Source organism: Micromonospora sp. NBC_01405 (assembly GCF_045040155.1).
Classification (GTDB): Bacteria; Actinomycetota; Actinomycetes; order Mycobacteriales; family Micromonosporaceae; genus Micromonospora.
On record NZ_CP109532.1, the window covers coordinates 3,336,500 to 3,352,049 of the forward strand.

Here is a 15,550-nt window from a genome sequence, read left to right on the forward strand (position 1 = left end):
GCCGGCGGACCAGCACCTCGGTGATCACCCGGATACCGGCCCGGAGACGACGATGGGGGTGCCCGCCGATCGGCGGGCACCCCCATCGTCGTCGTACGTCAGACCCGCTTGCCGGTGGCGGCGTTGAAGACGTGGGTACGGCCGGTCCGCGGCTTCACGAACACGGTGTCGCCCATGTTCGGCATGGTGCGTCGGTCGGTGCGGACCACGAAGCGCTCGTTGTGACCCTCCATCGCGGCGTGGCCATAGACGTTGACGTCCGAGCCGAGGTCCTCGACCAGCTCGACCACGACCGGCATGCCGCCCTCGGTCGGGCTCACCATGTCGCAGTCCTCCGGGCGGAAGCCCACGGTCACCTTGCTGTCGCCGCCCTCGGCGCGGGCCGCCTCGACCTGCTCGCGGGTCAGCGGAATGTCCAGCTCCGCGAACGTTGCGCCCTGCTCGTTCAGCGGGACGGTCTTGATGTTCATGGCCGGGGAGCCCATGAAGCCGGCGACGAACACGTTGGCCGGGGTGTCGTAGAGCGCCCGGGGGGTGTCCACCTGCTGAAGGACGCCGTCGAGCATGACGGCCACCCGGTGGCCCATGGTCATGGCCTCGACCTGGTCGTGGGTGACGTAGACCATGGTGATGCCGAGCTTCGCCTGCAGCGACGCGATCTGGGTACGGGTCTGCACCCGGAGCTTGGCGTCGAGGTTCGACAGCGGCTCGTCCATGAGGAAGACCTGCGGCTCGCGGACGATCGCCCGGCCCATCGCGACCCGCTGGCGCTGACCGCCGGAGAGGGCCTTCGGCTTGCGGCTGAGGAACTCCTCCAACTGGAGCAGCCCGGCCGCCTCCTTGACCCGCCGGTCGATCTCGGCCTTGGGGATCTTGCGCAGCTTCAGCGCGAACGCCATGTTCTCGTACACCGACATGTGCGGGTAGAGGGCGTAGTTCTGGAAGACCATCGCGATGTCGCGGGACTTCGGCGGGAGGTGGGTGACGTCGCGCTGGTCGATGTAGATCGCGCCGTCGTCGACATCCTCCAGGCCGGCGAGCATGCGCAGGCTGGTGGACTTGCCACAACCGGAGGGGCCGACGAGGACGAGGAACTCGCCGTCGCCGATTTCGAGGTCGAGCTGATTCACTGCGGGACGCTCGGTGCCCGCGTAGATCCGGGACGCCTTCGCGTAAGTGACCGTGGCCATGGTGGAGCGCTTCCTCTCACCGGCAGGAACGTGCCGGACGATCCGAGTGAAGGAGCAACCGGTGCCCTGTGGCGCCGGCCATCCGGGCGACGCTCCGGCGGTGGGGGCCGCCGGAACTGTCATCCGTGTCACTGCACCGTAAACGGGTTTCCGCAACCTGCCAACACGAGAACCATCGGATGCGACGGACGGCATTCACATTCCGGGCAGTCGGGCACAGCCAGGCATCAATCTCCGCGTGGTTCCGCCCGCCCGCCGTCGGATGACAGCCGGCAGGGTCGGCAAATCGGCGTTTTCCGTGCTGGGAGGGCCTGCCGAGGGACAAGTCCCGAGGTCTGTCGCTTATGCTGACCACGCACGACCTGCCCCTGTAGCTCAGCTGGCCAGAGCACTCGCCTTGTAAGCGAGATGTCGCCGGTTCGATCCCGGCCGGGGGCTCCAATTTCACAAGGCGTTCGGTGGCACTCGCCGCCATTGCTCCTCGGAGTTTCGGCAGCGCTGACAGTAGTTGGGCTCGCGGGCGGCCGGGCGGACCCGAAGACCAGCGTCCGGTCGCCGCCGAACTGCTCCGGCGCCTGCCGGTTGACGTTCAGCGGAGGTGGGATGAGCCGCGCGGTGGAGGAATCCAACCGGGCCATGCTCCGCGCCCGGGACGCCATGGACCGGGCCTACGCCGAGTTGCTCGACATCCCCGCCCTGGCCCGGATCGCGCACGTCTCCGAGGCGCACTTCATCCGCACCTTCCGCGCCACCTTCGGCGAGACCCCGCACCGGTACCTGCAACGGCGTCGGGTCGAGCGGGCCATGTACCTGCTCGCCCAGACCGACCGGGATGTCACGGAGGTCTGCTTCGCGGTGGGGTTCAACAGCCTCGGCACCTTCAGCCGGACGTTTCGCCAGATCGTCGGCGAGTCGCCGACGGATTACCGCCGGCGCAGGGTGCCGGCGGACGTGCCCGCGTGCTTCGCCAAGGCCTGGATGCGACCTAGCAGTTTTGGATAAGCAGCAGGTCGGGGCGGTCGAATAGCGTTCTCGGCATGACGATGAACGCGATCAGCCGCTCCCAGATCTACGTGCTCGACCAGGACGAGGCCCTCGACTTCTACGTCGGCAAGCTCGGCATGGAGGTCAACACCGACCAGGACCTCGGCTTCATGCGCTGGCTGACGGTCAACCTGCCCGGCGACCCGGAGCGGGAGATCCTGCTGGAGACGCCCGGCTCGCCGGCCCTGGACCCGGCCACGGCAGAGCAGGTCCGCGAGCTGCTCACCAAGGGGGCGCTGGGCGGTTACCTCTTCATGACCACCGACGACGCGCACAAGACGTACGAAGACCTGGTTGCCAAGGGCGTGGAGATCACCGACGAGCCGACCGAGCGCCCGTACGGCATCGACTTCGGCGTCCGGGACCCGTTCGGCAACAAGATCCGTATCGGTCAGATGTTCCCGCGCGGCTGAGCGGGGCGGGTGGGGCGGGAGGCGCGGGTTAGCATCGCGCCTCCCGACCCGTACGAGGTGACGATGGCGAGCCGCCTGCTGTTCCTGGCCCGGCACGGCGAGCAGGACCGGCCCGCCGGCACTACGGACGACCCGCCGGAGGTGGGGCTCTCCGCCCGGGGCCGGCGGCAGGCGGCCCTGCTCGGCGAGCGGCTGGCCGGGGTGCCCTTCGCCGCCGTCCACCACGGGCCGCTGCCCCGGGCCGCGGAGACCGCCGGCCTGGTCGCCCGGTCGCTGCCCGGGGTCCCGGTGTACGCCACCGAGCTGGCCGGCGATCACCTGCCGCACGACACCGACCCGGCCGGCCTGCCCTCGGCGTACGCGAGGCTCCTGGCGGGGTTCTCCGCGAGCGAGCGGGTCGACGGGCCGCGGCTGACGGCGGCGGCCGTCACGCGCTTCGCCGCCCCGCCGGCCGACGGAGACGACCGGGTGCTGGTGGTCACCCACACGTTCCTGATCGCCTGGCTGGTCCGGCACGCGCTGGACGCCCCACCCGGGCGTTGGCTGGGGCTGAGCCACCACAACGCGGGGCTGACCGTGATCCGCTACTCCGACGGCGGTCCGCCGAATCTGATCGCCGTCAACGACGTGGCCCACCTGCCGCCCGAGCTGCGCGGCACCGGGCTGCCCCCGGACTACCGGTTCTGACGCCCGCCGGGTGGAGCCCGCCTCGACGAAGCGCTCCTCCGGCCCGGCGGCGGCTCAGCCGACGGCGGTGAGCACGAGCGCGGCCAGCGCCGACGCGGCCTGCGGCGGCGTGCCCGCGACCGGGCAGTCGGTCCAGTCGATCGTGGCGGTGCCGACGGTGAGCCGGTATTCGTAGGCGTCGGAGCAGCGGCCGGCGGCGTCGGCGGTGCCACCCTCGGTGAGCCGGGGCTCGGCGGCGAGCCGCCGCAGCCGGTCGAGATCCGCGGCCGTGAGCCGGCCGGTGCGCCGGGTGCCGGCGCGGTCGACCGCCGTCCATCGGCCGTCCGGTTCGACGGTGACCGTGTCGCTCCCCCCGGCGAAGCCGCCCGATCGTCGGACGACCACCCGGGCGGCCGGGGCCGGGGACGCCTCGGCCGGGACGCTGGCGCCGGGGGTTCCGGCAGTGGTGCCCGGCGCGGCGGTCGTCTCGGGGGAGGCGGTCGCGGCGGGCGGCGAGACGGTGGCGGACGGCGGCGGCGCGGGGGTGCCGGGATCGCCGGCCGCGCATCCGCTCGCCCCAGTCAGCAGCGCGGCGATCATGGCGATGCGGAGGGGGGTCGATCTCATGCCCGTCGGACGTGTCCGGACTCCGCCCGGTTCCGTCACCTTGTCCTCCTCATCCGTTCGGTCAGTGTTGGAGTCCGGAAGTGGTTGCCCTCTTCCCCTTTCGTCGAGAGATCACTATATCTACATGCGTGACTACCCCCGTCACACATTCCTTGCCAGGAGGGCACGTGAAGAAAACCCTCGCCGCCGCTAGCGCAGCGTTGCTTACCGGCGGCCTGCTCACCTGCGTCGCCACCACGGCGCAAGCGGCAGCCCCCACCCCGGATTCGTCGGCAGCCCGTGCCGACTCGGTCCTCCGCAGCAACCCCGGCGCCGTCCAGGGTGTCAGCGGAGAGGCGTACCAGGCAATTCGGACCAAGGTGGACGCCGACGGCGCTTCGCACACCCGCTACTCCCGGACCTACCAGGGCCTGCGGGTCTACGGTGGTGACTTCGTCATCCACGCCAAGGCGAACGGCGAGTACGCCGGGGCCTCGGTGGGCCTCGCGGCCCCGCTGACCCTCGCCGCCAGCCCGAAGGTCACCTCGGCCAAGGCCAAGGAGGCCGCGCGCAAGGAGTTCTCGGGCTCGCTCACCGCCGTGGGCGCCCCGGAGCTGTTCGTCGACGCCAGCTCCGGCAAGGGCCGGCTCGCCTGGGAGACCGTCGCCTCCGGCTGGAAGGCCGACAAGCAGACCCCCTCGAAGCTGCACGTCATCACCGACGCGGTCACCGGCAAGGTGATCGGCTCGTACGACGAGATCGTGACGGTCACCGGCACCGGCACGGGCATCTACACCGGCGCGGTCAGCGTCGACACCACGCTCTCCGGCAGCACGTACCAGATGATCGACCCGGTGCGCGGCAACGGCCGTACCTGCGACATGAACAACGGCACGTCGACCTGCACCACGTTCACCGACGCCGACAACGTCTGGGGCACCGGCGCCAACACGAACCGGCAGTCCGCCGGCGTGGACGCCCACTTCGGCGCCGCGATGACGTTCGACTACTTCAAGAACGTGCACGGCCGTAACGGGATCTTCGGCAACGGCGCCGGCGTGCCGAGCCGGGTGCACTACGGCAACGCCTACGTCAACGCGTTCTGGGACGGCGCGCAGATGACGTACGGCGACGGCTCCGGCAACTCCCGCCCGCTGGTCTCCCTCGACGTGGCCGGCCACGAGATGAGCCACGGCGTCACCGAGGCCGTCGCGGGCCTGGTGTACTCCGGCGAGTCCGGTGGCCTCAACGAGTCCACCAGCGACATCTTCGGCAACATGGTCGAGTTCTACGCCAACGCGCCGAGCGACCCGGGTGACTACCAGGTCGGCGAGAAGATCAACATCAACGGGAACAACACCCCGCTGCGGTACATGTACAACCCGACGCTGGACGGCTCCTCCGACTCGTGCTGGTCGACCAGCACGAAGAACAAGGACGTGCACTACTCCTCCGGCGTGGGCAACCACTTCTACTTCAACCTCGCCGAGGGCACCGGCGCCACCGCGTACGGCACCTCGCCGGTCTGCGGCTCCGCCCCGGCGGTGACCGGCATCGGCCGGGCCAAGGCCGAGAAGATCTGGTTCCGGGCGCTCGACGTGTACTTCACCTCCAACACGTCGTACGTCAACACCACCACCCCGGCGAACACCTCCCGCGCTTACACCCTCAAGGCGGCGACCGACCTGTACGGCAACTGCTCCACGGAGTACAAGGCCGTCCAGGCGTCGTGGACCGCGGTGAACGTGGCCGGCAACGACGCGCCCTGCTCGTCGACCGGTAACGACTTCTCCGTCACGCTGTCGCCGACCTCCGGCTCGGTCGCCCCGGGCGGCTCCGTCGCCACCACCGTGGCCACCGCCACCACCAGCGGCACCGCGCAGACCGTGACGTTCTCCGCGTCCGGCCTGCCGAGCGGCGCGACCGCGTCGTTCAACCCGGCCTCGGTGACCTCGGGCGCCTCGTCGACCCTCACCATCGCCACCACGTCCGGCACCCCGGCCGGCACGTACAACGTCACGGTCACCGGCACCGGCACGGTGCCCCACAGCGCCACCTACACGCTGACCGTCACCGGCACCGGCGGCTGCACCGGCGCGGGCCAGAAGCTCGGCAACCCCGGCTTCGAGTCCGGCAACACGGTGTGGACGGCCAGCTCCGGCGTCATCGCCCAGCACGGCACCAGCCAGCCGGCTCGCACCGGCACCTACAGCGCCTGGCTGAACGGGCGCGGCACCACCAACACCGAGACGCTCTCCCAGTCGGTGAGCCTGCCGGCGGGTTGCAGCTCGTACAACTACAGCTTCTGGCTGCACATCGACTCGGCCGAGACCACCACCAGCACCCAGTACGACAAGCTCTCGGTGCAGGTGCTCAACTCGTCCGGGACGGTGCTGGCGACCCTGGCCACCTACTCGAACCTGAACAAGGCCACCGGGTACAGCCAGAAGTCGTTCTCGCTGGCCTCGTACGCCGGCCAGACCGTCACCCTGAAGTTCACCGGCACGGAGGACTTCTCGCTCCAGACCTCCTTCGTCGTCGACGACACCGCGGTCAACGTCGCCTGACGTAGCCGTACCCCGGCGGGCCCGGCGGCCACCCCACACGGGTGGTCGTCGGGCCCGCCTCGTTATGGTCGACGCACCGGCCCGGTGAGCTCGCGCCGCGGACCGGGGCCGGCGAGGCGAGGGAGTTGGTGGGGGTGTCGGACGCGGAGCTGACCGTCGGGACGGCCGGACCGGTGGCCACGATCGTGATCTCCAGTCCGGGGCGGCGCAACGCGATGACCGCGGCGATGTGGCGGCAACTGCCGGTGCTGCTGGACCGGCTGGAGGCGGACGAACGGGTCCGCGCGCTGGTGCTCACCGGCGCGGCCGGCACCTTCTGCGCCGGGGCCGACCTGGGCGACCTCGACGAGCTGCTGGACGCCGGGGACGCCAGCATCGCCGTGGCCGCCGAGGAACGGCTCGCCGCCTTCGCCCGGCCGACCGTGGCCGCGATCTCCGGCGCCTGCGTCGGGGGCGGCTGCCAGCTCGCGGTCGCCTGCGACCTGCGCCTCGCCGCCGCCGACGCCCGGTTCGGCGTGCCGCCGGCCCGGCTGGGCCTGGTCTACCCCGCGCCCACCACCCGGCGGCTGGTCCGGCTGGTCGGCCCGTCCGCCGCGAAGCACCTGCTCTTCACCGCCGAGTTGATCGACGCCGAGCGGGCCCTGCGGATCGGGCTGGTCGACGAGGTGCTGCCGCCCGACGGGCTCGCCGCCCGGGTGGGTGTGGTCACCGCCGCGATCGCCGAACGCTCGCGGCTCACCGTCGCCGCCGCCAAGGAGATCGTCGACGAGCGGGCCGACGAGGACCGGATCGCCTGGTGGCACGGGCAGGTCCGGGCGAGCGGGGAGGCCCGCGAGGGGGTGGCTGCGGCCAACGAGCGCCGGCCGCCCCGGTTCGGCTGGGCCCCGCCCTCCGCCGGCTGACCCGGGAGCGTGACCTCCTACTGGGAAGCTGATCAGCTGGTCTTGCAGGCAGCGTCAAGGATCGTGACGGACCATCGATTGTTATCCTCAACCGCGAGCGATCCAGTTCCGGACCTTCTGGTCGAGGTGTGAGCAGAGTCGCCGTGCCGCAGGGCCGCCAGGGATGAGTTCGTCGAAGCACTCGCTGGGCCGGGCAGCTAGCAGGGCAGCGATGCTGGATGACCGTCGAGCGGGGAAAGCAAGCGTGCACTTCGGCTGACCCAGTTCGGCTGACAAGCCGATGAATGATCTCCCGATCCCGATCCCCGGAGAAGCGGCATAATTCTTTGCTTCTATGGAAGCCACCAGTTTGGAGCGGCGGGGATGAACCAACCCTTGGCGGCTACGCTCGGCTTCTTCGTGATCCAGGATGGCAACATCGCACTCGTGAGGCACCTTTGATGAACCGACTACGAAAACACCCAGGTGGATCTCAAGCATTCGGGAGGTTTTAGGGAAGCGGGCCAGAACGTATGTGAATTCACCCAGCCAGAGGTTTCCGGGCGCTCGGCGAAATGTCAGTTGAGTTGCGTCGGAGCGGCCGTCCTTGGTGATGGTGCACGTACCGTCGGCAGCGTTGACTGCTTGTACTGCAAGAGCAAGGAGAGCGGCCTCGTAGAGGTCAGACTCTCCTGCGGTGCCCCGGTACGCCGGTGCGAGAGCTCCGATGGCCGTTTCGACTGCGCCAAGTAAATCCCGCCTTGTCAGGGCCATACCCCAACCTCCTCCTGGATTGGGGCGAGTGCGGCTATCACCTGTTCCCAGGCTTGATTCGCCACGACAACCTCGTGATTCAGGTCGAACTCTAGAATTTCTGTCTCATCCGGTTCAGTGAACTGCAGTGTGGCGTTTGGAAGGCCGTGCTTGGTGGTGAGGTCAAGTAGGGTCCTACGTGTTCCCCTCATGCTTTCGGCGAGGGTGATCAATGTCTGGCAGAGCAGAGCCAGCCTCTCGTCGCCGCTGTATGGAAGTACGGCCATATCGTCTTTGCTGATTCGGCCCAAATTGGCTTCCATGAGGCGGGACTGCCGTACATGACGTTCGCCTTCGGGTAGCTTTGATCCTTGTACGAGTCGGCCGCGGGCGACCTCTTCGCGTATCTGAGCAGCTAGGGGTGCTGCGCGTTGCTCGATCATTCTGATCAGTTCTTCGTACATCTCGTCGCTCTCCTGCAACGCAAGGCCCTCCACTCGCTGCGATCCTGCGTGGCAGGCATGACCTTAGCGATATGGGACTGACACTGCTGCCCCTGAACGAGCCTATAGTTTCCGCCGAACCGGCGTTGCGTCCGGTTTGGCTTGTCTGGGCCGGCGGGTGCCGCGCCGGGGCGTACCCCTGACGCGGCCCCCCGTTCCCGCCGGCCGGTCCGTCACCGCCCGGCGAGCGCCGCCCAGCTCGGCACGACCGGCTCGTGCCGCAGCGGCATGCCCGCCTCGGCCGGCGTCCGGTCGCCCTTGCGCTGGTTGCAGCCGTAGCAGGCGGCGGTGGTGTTCCGCCAGGTGTTCCGGCCGCCGCGCGAGCGGGGCAGCACATGGTCGACGGTGCCGGCCGGCCCGCCGCAGTAGGCGCAGCAGTGGCCGTCGCGGCGCAGCACGCCCGCCCGGGACCAGGCCGGGCCGGCACTGAACCGCCAGCGGGTCACCACGTACCGGACGAGGCGGACCACCCGGGGGACCGGGAAGACCCCGATCACGCGGTCCGGCTCGGCCTCGTGGATCTCGGCGACCCGCCGGCAGAGCATCCGGATCGCGTGTTGCACGGTGACCCGGTGCAGCGGGCCGAGGTCGGCGTTGATGACGAGAACGGCGTCCACCGGGCACTCCCTCCAGGATCGACGGTGGGTGGGCCGGTCGGCGAGGAGCCGTCCGGTCCAGCGGGGGACGGGGCGGCTCGACGCGTGCGGGCACGCGTCAGCCGGGCCACCCGTCCCGGGGGGCCTCACTGCGACAACCATCGACGGGCAGCATTGTCGACACCGTGCTGAAGTGCGACAACGGCATGACTTGCTCCCGCCGGGCTGGTTGACCTTGCGCGATCACGGTAGGTCGGCGGGGGCGAGGCCGGCAACGTATTTCGATCCGCCCGCGACCTCGCCGGGCCCGCGCCGGCGGCGGGACCGGGCGGTGGCCAGCGGCCGGGTCACCCGGTCGGCCATTCGGACGGTCAGCTCGCCCTCCAGCAGCGGCCGGTTCACCTCCCCGGCCACCGCGAGGGCCGGCCCGGACACCGTCCGCCAGACCGCGGTCAGCCCGGCGCCCAGGCCGACCAGGGCGACGGCGGCCCGGGTGGCGGGGGAGCCGGCCGCGGCGGCGGCGCTCACCCCGACCACGGCGAGGAGCACCACCAGCAGCGGGGCCAGTACCGGCCAGAAGATGCCCCGGGCCGCCCGCGCCACCAGCTTCCGGTCCCGGATGATGACGTTTCGCGCGACGACCGCGTAGTCCTCCTCGTCGAGCAGGTCCCGGGGTTGCAGCCCGCCGGTCAGCACGCTGCGCCACAGGTCGCCCTGGTTGCGCAGCTCACGGGCCAGCTCGCCGAGGCCGGCCTCGGCCGGGTCGCCGACCCCGGCCCGGGTGACCGCGTCGGCCCATGCCCGCAGCGATCGGCGCACCACCGCGGCCGAGTACGGCGGCAGCACGCTGGCCAGCTCGTCGAGCCAGCGGCTGATCTCGACCTGCCGGCCGGCGAAGCGCCACGGCACCTGGTCGGCGTCGCCGCGCCGGACGGTGTCGGCCAGCGACCTGCCGAGCCGGTAGGCAAGCCCGACCCGGTGGTTGGTCGCCATCGCCCAGCGCAGCACGTCCACGTTGAGGTCGTCGAGGGCCAGCAGCAGCGTCCCGGCCCCGGCCGGCAGGGCGGCCCGGGTGTCCCCGGTGGACGGGACACCGCCGCCCGGGGCGCCCGTGGGCGGCGCGGCGGTGCCGCCGCGGGTCAGCCCGGCGATCTGGGCGAGCGCCACGTCGATCCCGTCCAGGTACATCCCCAGCCGCCGCCGGCCGGACATCTCGGTGAAGTTGGTCAGTTTCGTCGGCGGCTGCGCCGGCCGCTCGTCCGTCGACAGGTCGGCCGTCCGCGCGTGGTGGTACGCGTCCGCCAACCACCAGCCCAGCCGCAGCGCCGTCACGATGCAGGCCCGCTCGTCGCGCAGCAGCCCGTACGCGTCGTCGTACCGGCCGCCGCCCGCCTCGTCGCCGGGCGGCCCGCCGGCCGCGTCGCGCCGGTGCACCGTGGACACCCTCTCGACCTCCCGTGCCGGCGACGCCGGTGGATGTCAGCCGAGGATAGATCAGATTTGCGGCAGTTTGTGGTGAATCAGGGCTTTTGCGGCCATGGCCGCGCGAGCAGGCCACGCGGGCGGACCGAGCGGACGGGCTCGGCCGCCGCCCCCTCAGCCCGCAGGATGTGGTTCGCCGCGATGATCCCGGTCGCCGCCGACCGCTCCATCAGCGCGCTCGGGAAGTCGGTCCGGACGCCGTCGCCGGCCAGGTAGAGCCCGTCGGCGCCGGTGTGCACCCCCGGCCGCCACGGGTGACCGCCCGGGGCGAACGCCGGGGCCCGCGCCTCCACCCGGGCCCGCAGCTCGCGCACCCGCAGCCGGGCCGCCTCCGGCCAGAGCGCGACCAGCTCGACCCGCATCCGCTCGGCCAGCTCCTCGGCCGGCACCCCCTCGTCGCAGGCGTACGCGTGCAGCTCCACCACCGAGCCGCCGGTGCGCTCCGCCCAGCGGCGCGACTCGTCCTCCAGCCGGTGGTACAGGGTCACCGAGTCCAGCGTGGGCTGCCGGGACACCCCGCTGAACACCGCCCGCCCCCCGTCGACGTCCCCGTCGCACCAGTACCGCGCCACCGCGTACGGCGGGCCGGGGGCGCCGAACGAGGGCATGGCCGACACCAGCTCCGGGGCGGCACCGGCGAGCACCGGCGAGGCACCCACCAGCAGGGCCAGCGCCGGTGGGTCGACGGCCAGCACCACGTGCCCGGCCCGGTACGCCGTGCCGTCGGCGGTGGTCACCCGCCAACCGTCCGGGCCCCGGTCCAGCCGGGTCGCGGCGGCCCCGGTGACCACCCGTCCGCCGTGCTTCTCCACGTGCCGGCTCAGCGGCTGCCAGATCGCGGTGGCGTAGTCCGCGTCCGGGCAGTCGAAGGTCAATCCCTCCGGGTTGCCGAGCAGGTAGAAGTGGAACTGGGCGATCATCTCGGCGGCCGACATCTCCGCCTCGTGGTTGAAGAACGAGTGGGAGAAGACCTCGAACAGCATCGCCCGGGCCCGGTCCGGCAGCCGCAGCGAGGTGAGCAGTTCGTCGGCGGTGGCGCCATCGAACTCGGCGTACGTGCGCACCGGGTCGTAGGTGAGCAGCGGCAGCGCGGCGTCCCGGTCCATCCCGCGCAGGTCGGCCAGGCGCAGGCTCGGGCTGCGCAGCAGCAGGGCGAGCAGGTTCGCCGGCGGGGCCGGCGGCAGCTTGCCGAACTCCTCCGTCGGCCACTCGGCGCTCAGGACCGGGTACCCGGGAACCGGCCTGAGGAACGCCAGCCCCGGGTCGATCCGGCGCAGGATCGACCGCCAGTTGTAGTACTGCCGGAAGAACGCGTGGAAGCCGTGCTCGTTCACCTGGGTGCCGTCGGCCAGCGGCTCCGGCCACGCGCCCAACCGGCCGCCGAGGGTCGGCGCGGCCTCCAGCACGGTCACCCGCACCCCGCGCTCGGCGAGCACCACCGCCGCCGACATGCCGGCGATCCCGCCGCCGACCACCACGGCCTCGACCGGGCGCGACACGCGCGGGGCGGCACCGCCGCCCGGGTCCACCATGTGTTCCCGTACGCCGAAGAGCCGGCCCACCAGCCGCGACAGCGCCATGCGACTCAGTCTGCCCGAGGGGCGGGGGAGGGGCCGCTTCCGACGCGGGGCGGCCGGCGCGGGCTTCCGCTCACGACGGGCGGCAGTGCGGCTCGCGGTCGGAGGCGGGCCAGACGTACTCCAGGCCGGGCCCGACGTCGTCGAAGAACGGACGGTAGTGCTCCGGGTCCTTGCCCAGCAGCGAGGAGCGGTGGCTGCGGTGCAGGTCGTCGCGGCCCAGCCACGGCGGCAGCTCACCGGCCCGCGCCAGCACCTCCTGGGTGCGCACGGTGGCGACGCCGCAGGCGGCGGCGAGGTCGGTGGCCAGCGTCGCCGCGCAGGTGTCGGCCCGGCCCGGCTCGCACCACACCGCGCAGACGTCCAGGCCGTAGCGGACCAGCGCCTCCTCGTACCCGGCCCACATCTTGACCGCCGGGTGGTTGCGCCAGCCGTACCCCGGCCAGGTCAACCCGCGCAGCACCTGGATGGCCTCCACCCGCTGCTTGCCCAGCCGCCTCTGGTCCAGCGTCCGGGCGCTGGCCAGGAAGTCCGGGTACGGCAGGAACGTCTGCATGCCGCTGCTCTACCCGTACCGGGCCGCGACATTCGTTCATGATCGTGTGGGGCTGCGCGGTTGCCCGTCGGCTGACTACGATTCGGCGCATGGCGGAGCCCCTGCGTGACCGCGCGCGTCGCGCCACCGGGTGGCGGCTGCGGATGAACGGGGAGAACCGCCCGCACTACGTCGTCTGCGGGTCGGACCCGCTGGCGTACTGGGTGGTGCGGGCGCTGCTCGCCACCGAGCTGGACACCGGCCGGATCCGGATCACCCTCGTGGTGCCCGAGCGGCGCCGCTCCGAGGGCCCGGACGGCCGGGACGTCGACGGCATCCAGGTCGTCCGGGCGGACCGGCTCGACGAGGCGACGTTCCGCCGAGCCGGGCTGGCCGGCGCGGACGGGCTGGCCCTGCTGCACCAGGACGACGTCGGCAACATGCACGCCGCGCTCTGCGCCCAGGAGGTGGAGCCCCGGCTGCGGCTGGTGGTGCGCATGTTCAACACCAGCCTGGCCAACGGGGTGCGGCAGCTCTTCCCCGACTCGGCGGTGCTCTCCGACGCGTCGATGGCCGCCCCCGCGTTCGTGGCCGCCGCGCTCGGCGAGGTCGCCCCGACCCACTTCCGGCACGGCGGACGTACCCTCTACGTGGCCCGCCGCACCGACGTCCGCCCGCAGGACGTGGTGTGCGGGGTGGCCGACACCGGAGACCCGTCCCGGCCCCGGGTGCTGCCCGCCGACGAGGCGACCGCCGACGTGGTGCTCGCCGAGGCGACCGGCCAGCCGCCCGGCACCGAGTTGGCCGCCCGCAGGCTGGTCCGCGCCCGGCGCCGTCGCCAGCCGGTCGCGGTGCTGCTCCGCGCGGTCCGCAGCTTCGCCACCCGCAAGATCGGCATCGCGGTGCTGGTGCTGCTCGCGGTCATCGCCGCGCTGGGCTGGCTCAACTCCCGCGCGGCCGGGGTCAACTGGGCCGACGCGCTCTACCTCACCCTGGTCACCACGCTCACCGGCGAGGACCCGGACGTCGCCAAGCCCGTCGCCGCGCAGGTCATGCAGGTGGTGCTCAACCTGGCCGGGCTGGCGCTGATCCCGCTGATCACCGCCGTGGTGGTCGACGGGATCGTCAACGCCCGGCTGGCCCTGCACGCCGGGCGGATCCAGCCCGACCGGTCCGGGCACGTGGTGGTCGTCGGGCTGGGCAACATCGGCACCCGGGTGATGGCCCAGCTGAACGACTTCGGCGTCGAGGTGGTGGCCATCGACCGGACCCCGGACGCGCGGGGCGCCTCGCTGGCCCACCGGCTCGGGGTGCCCGTGCTGGTCGGCGACGCGGCGCTGGAGGAGACGCTGCGGTCCGCCTCCGTGGAGACCTGCCAGGCGCTCGTCGTGGCCTCCACCGACGACGGGGTCAACCTGCGGGCCGCGCTGAACGGCCGGGGGCTCAACCCGGACCTGCGGGTGGTGCTGCGGCTGTTCGACGGCGACTTCGCCGAGCGCATCCAGAAGGCGTTCGGGATCGGCATCTCGCGCAGCGTGTCGTACCTGGCCGCGCCCTCGTTCGCCGCCGCCCTGCTGGACCGGGCGGTGATCGCCACCATCCCGGTGGGCCGGCACGCGCTGCTGGTCACCGAGGTGCCGGTGGCCGCCGGGTCGCCGCTGGACGGCCGCCCGCTCTCCGCCGTGGCCCACCCCGGCGAGGTACGCCTGCTCGCGCACGCCCGCGCCGGGCTGAAGGCGGACTGGTCGGCCGATTCCCGCCTGGTGATCAGCGCCGGCGACCGGTTGACCGTGGTGGCCCGCCGGGCCGGGCTGACCGCCCTGCTGCGCGAGACCACCCCGCCCCCGCCGGAGCACCCGCCCGACGCGCCCGCCGGCCCGCCCCCGCCCCGGGCGAGCGGGGAATGAGCTAGGGGGCCGCGGTGAACAGCGCGGGCCGGTTCCAGGCGCCCAGCCGTCCGGGCAGCGGGACGTCGTCCCACGGCACCCGGCGCAGCAGCCGGTCGAGGAACAGGCCGAGCAGGAGCCCGGCGACCGAGTCGGTCAGCCAGTGCCAGCCCAGGTACGTGGTGGTGCAGAGCACGACCACCGGCGGCACCGCCCGGACCACGGTGACCAGCGGCGGCGGGACGGTCCGGTTGAAGGTGGCCAGCAGCGGCGCCAGCAGCAGCGCGATGACGCCGTACCAGACGATCGCGTTGGCGACGTGCCCCGAGGGGTAGGACTGGGCGAACCGCACCGGCAGGTCGTGCTGGAACAGTGGCAGGGTCGCCTCGGCGGGCAGGAAGGGCTCCTTGACGCTGGCGCTCGGCGCGGGCCGCGCGGTCCACACCTTCAGGGGGCCGATGGTGAAGGACGTGAGCACGAAGGCGAGCACCGGCGGCAGCACCGGCCGCACCGACCGCGACCGGACCGCCAGCAGCACCCCCATGCCCAGCGCGATCAGGGTCAGCGGGCTGCCCTGGCCCAGGTAGTTGAACACGACCGCGACCCAGTACGCCGCCGTGGGCCGGTGCGCCTCGGCCCAGTCGGCCACCGCCCGGTCGACGCCGAACAGCCGGTCGGCGGCGAGCGCCGCCGTCAGGCCGACCAGGGCGGCGACCAGCAGCGCGTCCCACCACCAGCCCGCCGGACGTACGGGCCTGAGCTGGACCTTCCGCCGTACCGCCTGGGGTTCCCGCACGCGACCACGCTACCGGCCCGCCGCCCGGCGGCTGTGGGGCGAGCCACGAAGGGAG

The 15,550-nt window shown here is 72.3% G+C and carries 14 protein-coding genes and 1 tRNA gene; 7 read left to right on the forward strand and 8 right to left on the reverse strand.

The window, feature by feature from the left end:
* Positions 1 to 98: 98 nt before the first annotated feature.
* Entirely contained in the window at positions 99 to 1,190 is a 1,092-nt protein-coding gene (locus OG559_RS14160) for an ABC transporter ATP-binding protein (RefSeq protein ID WP_405115858.1), read from the reverse strand.
* Positions 1,191 to 1,554: 364 nt separating this feature from the next.
* Between OG559_RS14160 and OG559_RS14165 the strand changes: the two genes are divergently transcribed.
* From OG559_RS14165 to OG559_RS14180, 4 genes are all read left to right on the forward strand, one after another.
* Positions 1,555 to 1,631, forward strand: a tRNA-Thr gene (locus OG559_RS14165).
* Between the two features lie 162 nt (positions 1,632 to 1,793).
* Positions 1,794 to 2,192 (forward strand): helix-turn-helix domain-containing protein, encoded by a 399-nt coding sequence (locus tag OG559_RS14170; protein WP_396670539.1) that lies wholly within the window; start codon positions 1,794 to 1,796, stop codon positions 2,190 to 2,192.
* A 35-nt stretch (positions 2,193 to 2,227) separates the two neighbouring features.
* Positions 2,228 to 2,647: a VOC family protein gene (locus OG559_RS14175; protein ID WP_396670538.1), complete on the forward strand. Its 420-nt coding sequence runs from the start codon at positions 2,228 to 2,230 to the stop codon at positions 2,645 to 2,647.
* A gap of 63 nt (positions 2,648 to 2,710) precedes the next feature.
* On the forward strand, positions 2,711 to 3,334 hold the full coding sequence (locus OG559_RS14180; protein ID WP_405115860.1) for a histidine phosphatase family protein: 624 nt from the start codon (positions 2,711 to 2,713) through the stop codon (positions 3,332 to 3,334).
* Positions 3,335 to 3,388: 54 nt separating this feature from the next.
* Here the strand turns inward: OG559_RS14180 and OG559_RS14185 are convergent, their stop codons facing one another.
* Positions 3,389 to 3,940: a hypothetical protein gene (locus tag OG559_RS14185; RefSeq protein WP_405115862.1), complete on the reverse strand. Its 552-nt coding sequence runs from the start codon at positions 3,938 to 3,940 to the stop codon at positions 3,389 to 3,391.
* A 167-nt stretch (positions 3,941 to 4,107) separates the two neighbouring features.
* On the opposite strand from OG559_RS14185, the gene OG559_RS14190 reads away from it, so the two are divergent.
* Positions 4,108 to 6,486: a M4 family metallopeptidase gene (locus tag OG559_RS14190; RefSeq protein ID WP_405115864.1), complete on the forward strand. Its 2,379-nt coding sequence runs from the start codon at positions 4,108 to 4,110 to the stop codon at positions 6,484 to 6,486.
* Positions 6,487 to 6,614: 128 nt separating this feature from the next.
* A complete protein-coding gene (locus tag OG559_RS14195; RefSeq protein ID WP_405116651.1) occupies positions 6,615 to 7,388 on the forward strand; it encodes an enoyl-CoA hydratase/isomerase family protein in 774 nt (257 codons plus the stop codon).
* 743 nt (positions 7,389 to 8,131) lie between these two features.
* Here the strand turns inward: OG559_RS14195 and OG559_RS14200 are convergent.
* The 5 genes from OG559_RS14200 to OG559_RS14220 form a co-directional block, all read right to left on the reverse strand.
* Positions 8,132 to 8,617, reverse strand: coding sequence for a hypothetical protein (locus OG559_RS14200; protein WP_405115866.1), 486 nt, complete (start codon positions 8,615 to 8,617; stop codon positions 8,132 to 8,134).
* Positions 8,618 to 8,796: 179 nt separating this feature from the next.
* A complete protein-coding gene (locus OG559_RS14205) occupies positions 8,797 to 9,240 on the reverse strand; it encodes an HNH endonuclease (RefSeq protein ID WP_396670534.1) in 444 nt (147 codons plus the stop codon).
* Between the two features lie 222 nt (positions 9,241 to 9,462).
* Entirely contained in the window at positions 9,463 to 10,662 is a 1,200-nt protein-coding gene (locus OG559_RS14210; RefSeq protein WP_405115868.1) for a hypothetical protein, read from the reverse strand.
* 77 nt (positions 10,663 to 10,739) lie between these two features.
* Complete coding sequence (locus OG559_RS14215; protein WP_405115870.1) at positions 10,740 to 12,281, reverse strand: FAD-dependent oxidoreductase; 1,542 nt, start codon at positions 12,279 to 12,281, stop codon at positions 10,740 to 10,742.
* 70 nt (positions 12,282 to 12,351) lie between these two features.
* Entirely contained in the window at positions 12,352 to 12,834 is a 483-nt protein-coding gene (locus OG559_RS14220) for an MSMEG_6728 family protein (protein ID WP_405115872.1), read from the reverse strand.
* Positions 12,835 to 12,923: 89 nt separating this feature from the next.
* Here OG559_RS14220 and OG559_RS14225 point away from each other — a divergent pair, with 89 nt between their 5' ends.
* Positions 12,924 to 14,720 (forward strand): NAD-binding protein, encoded by a 1,797-nt coding sequence (locus OG559_RS14225; protein WP_405115874.1) that lies wholly within the window; start codon positions 12,924 to 12,926, stop codon positions 14,718 to 14,720.
* A 1-nt stretch (position 14,721) separates the two neighbouring features.
* Here OG559_RS14225 and OG559_RS14230 read toward each other — a convergent pair whose 3' ends face one another.
* On the reverse strand, positions 14,722 to 15,495 hold the full coding sequence (locus OG559_RS14230) for a phosphatase PAP2 family protein (protein ID WP_405115875.1): 774 nt from the start codon (positions 15,493 to 15,495) through the stop codon (positions 14,722 to 14,724).
* Between the last annotated feature and the right edge of the window lie 55 nt (positions 15,496 to 15,550).

What these genes read in the sequence shown, in the direction of transcription:
- OG559_RS14160 (WP_405115858.1), bottom strand. Translation starts at nt 1,190, where the DNA reads ATGGCCACGGTCACTTACGCGAAGGCGTCCCGGATCTACGCGGGCACC.
- OG559_RS14170 (WP_396670539.1), top strand. Translation starts at nt 1,794, where the DNA reads ATGAGCCGCGCGGTGGAGGAATCCAACCGGGCCATGCTCCGCGCCCGG.
- OG559_RS14175 (WP_396670538.1), top strand. Translation starts at nt 2,228, where the DNA reads ATGACGATGAACGCGATCAGCCGCTCCCAGATCTACGTGCTCGACCAG.
- OG559_RS14180 (WP_405115860.1), top strand. Translation starts at nt 2,711, where the DNA reads ATGGCGAGCCGCCTGCTGTTCCTGGCCCGGCACGGCGAGCAGGACCGG.
- OG559_RS14185 (WP_405115862.1), bottom strand. Translation starts at nt 3,940, where the DNA reads ATGAGATCGACCCCCCTCCGCATCGCCATGATCGCCGCGCTGCTGACT.
- OG559_RS14215 (WP_405115870.1), bottom strand. Translation starts at nt 12,281, where the DNA reads ATGGCGCTGTCGCGGCTGGTGGGCCGGCTCTTCGGCGTACGGGAACAC.
- OG559_RS14220 (WP_405115872.1), bottom strand. Translation starts at nt 12,834, where the DNA reads ATGCAGACGTTCCTGCCGTACCCGGACTTCCTGGCCAGCGCCCGGACG.
- OG559_RS14225 (WP_405115874.1), top strand. Translation starts at nt 12,924, where the DNA reads ATGGCGGAGCCCCTGCGTGACCGCGCGCGTCGCGCCACCGGGTGGCGG.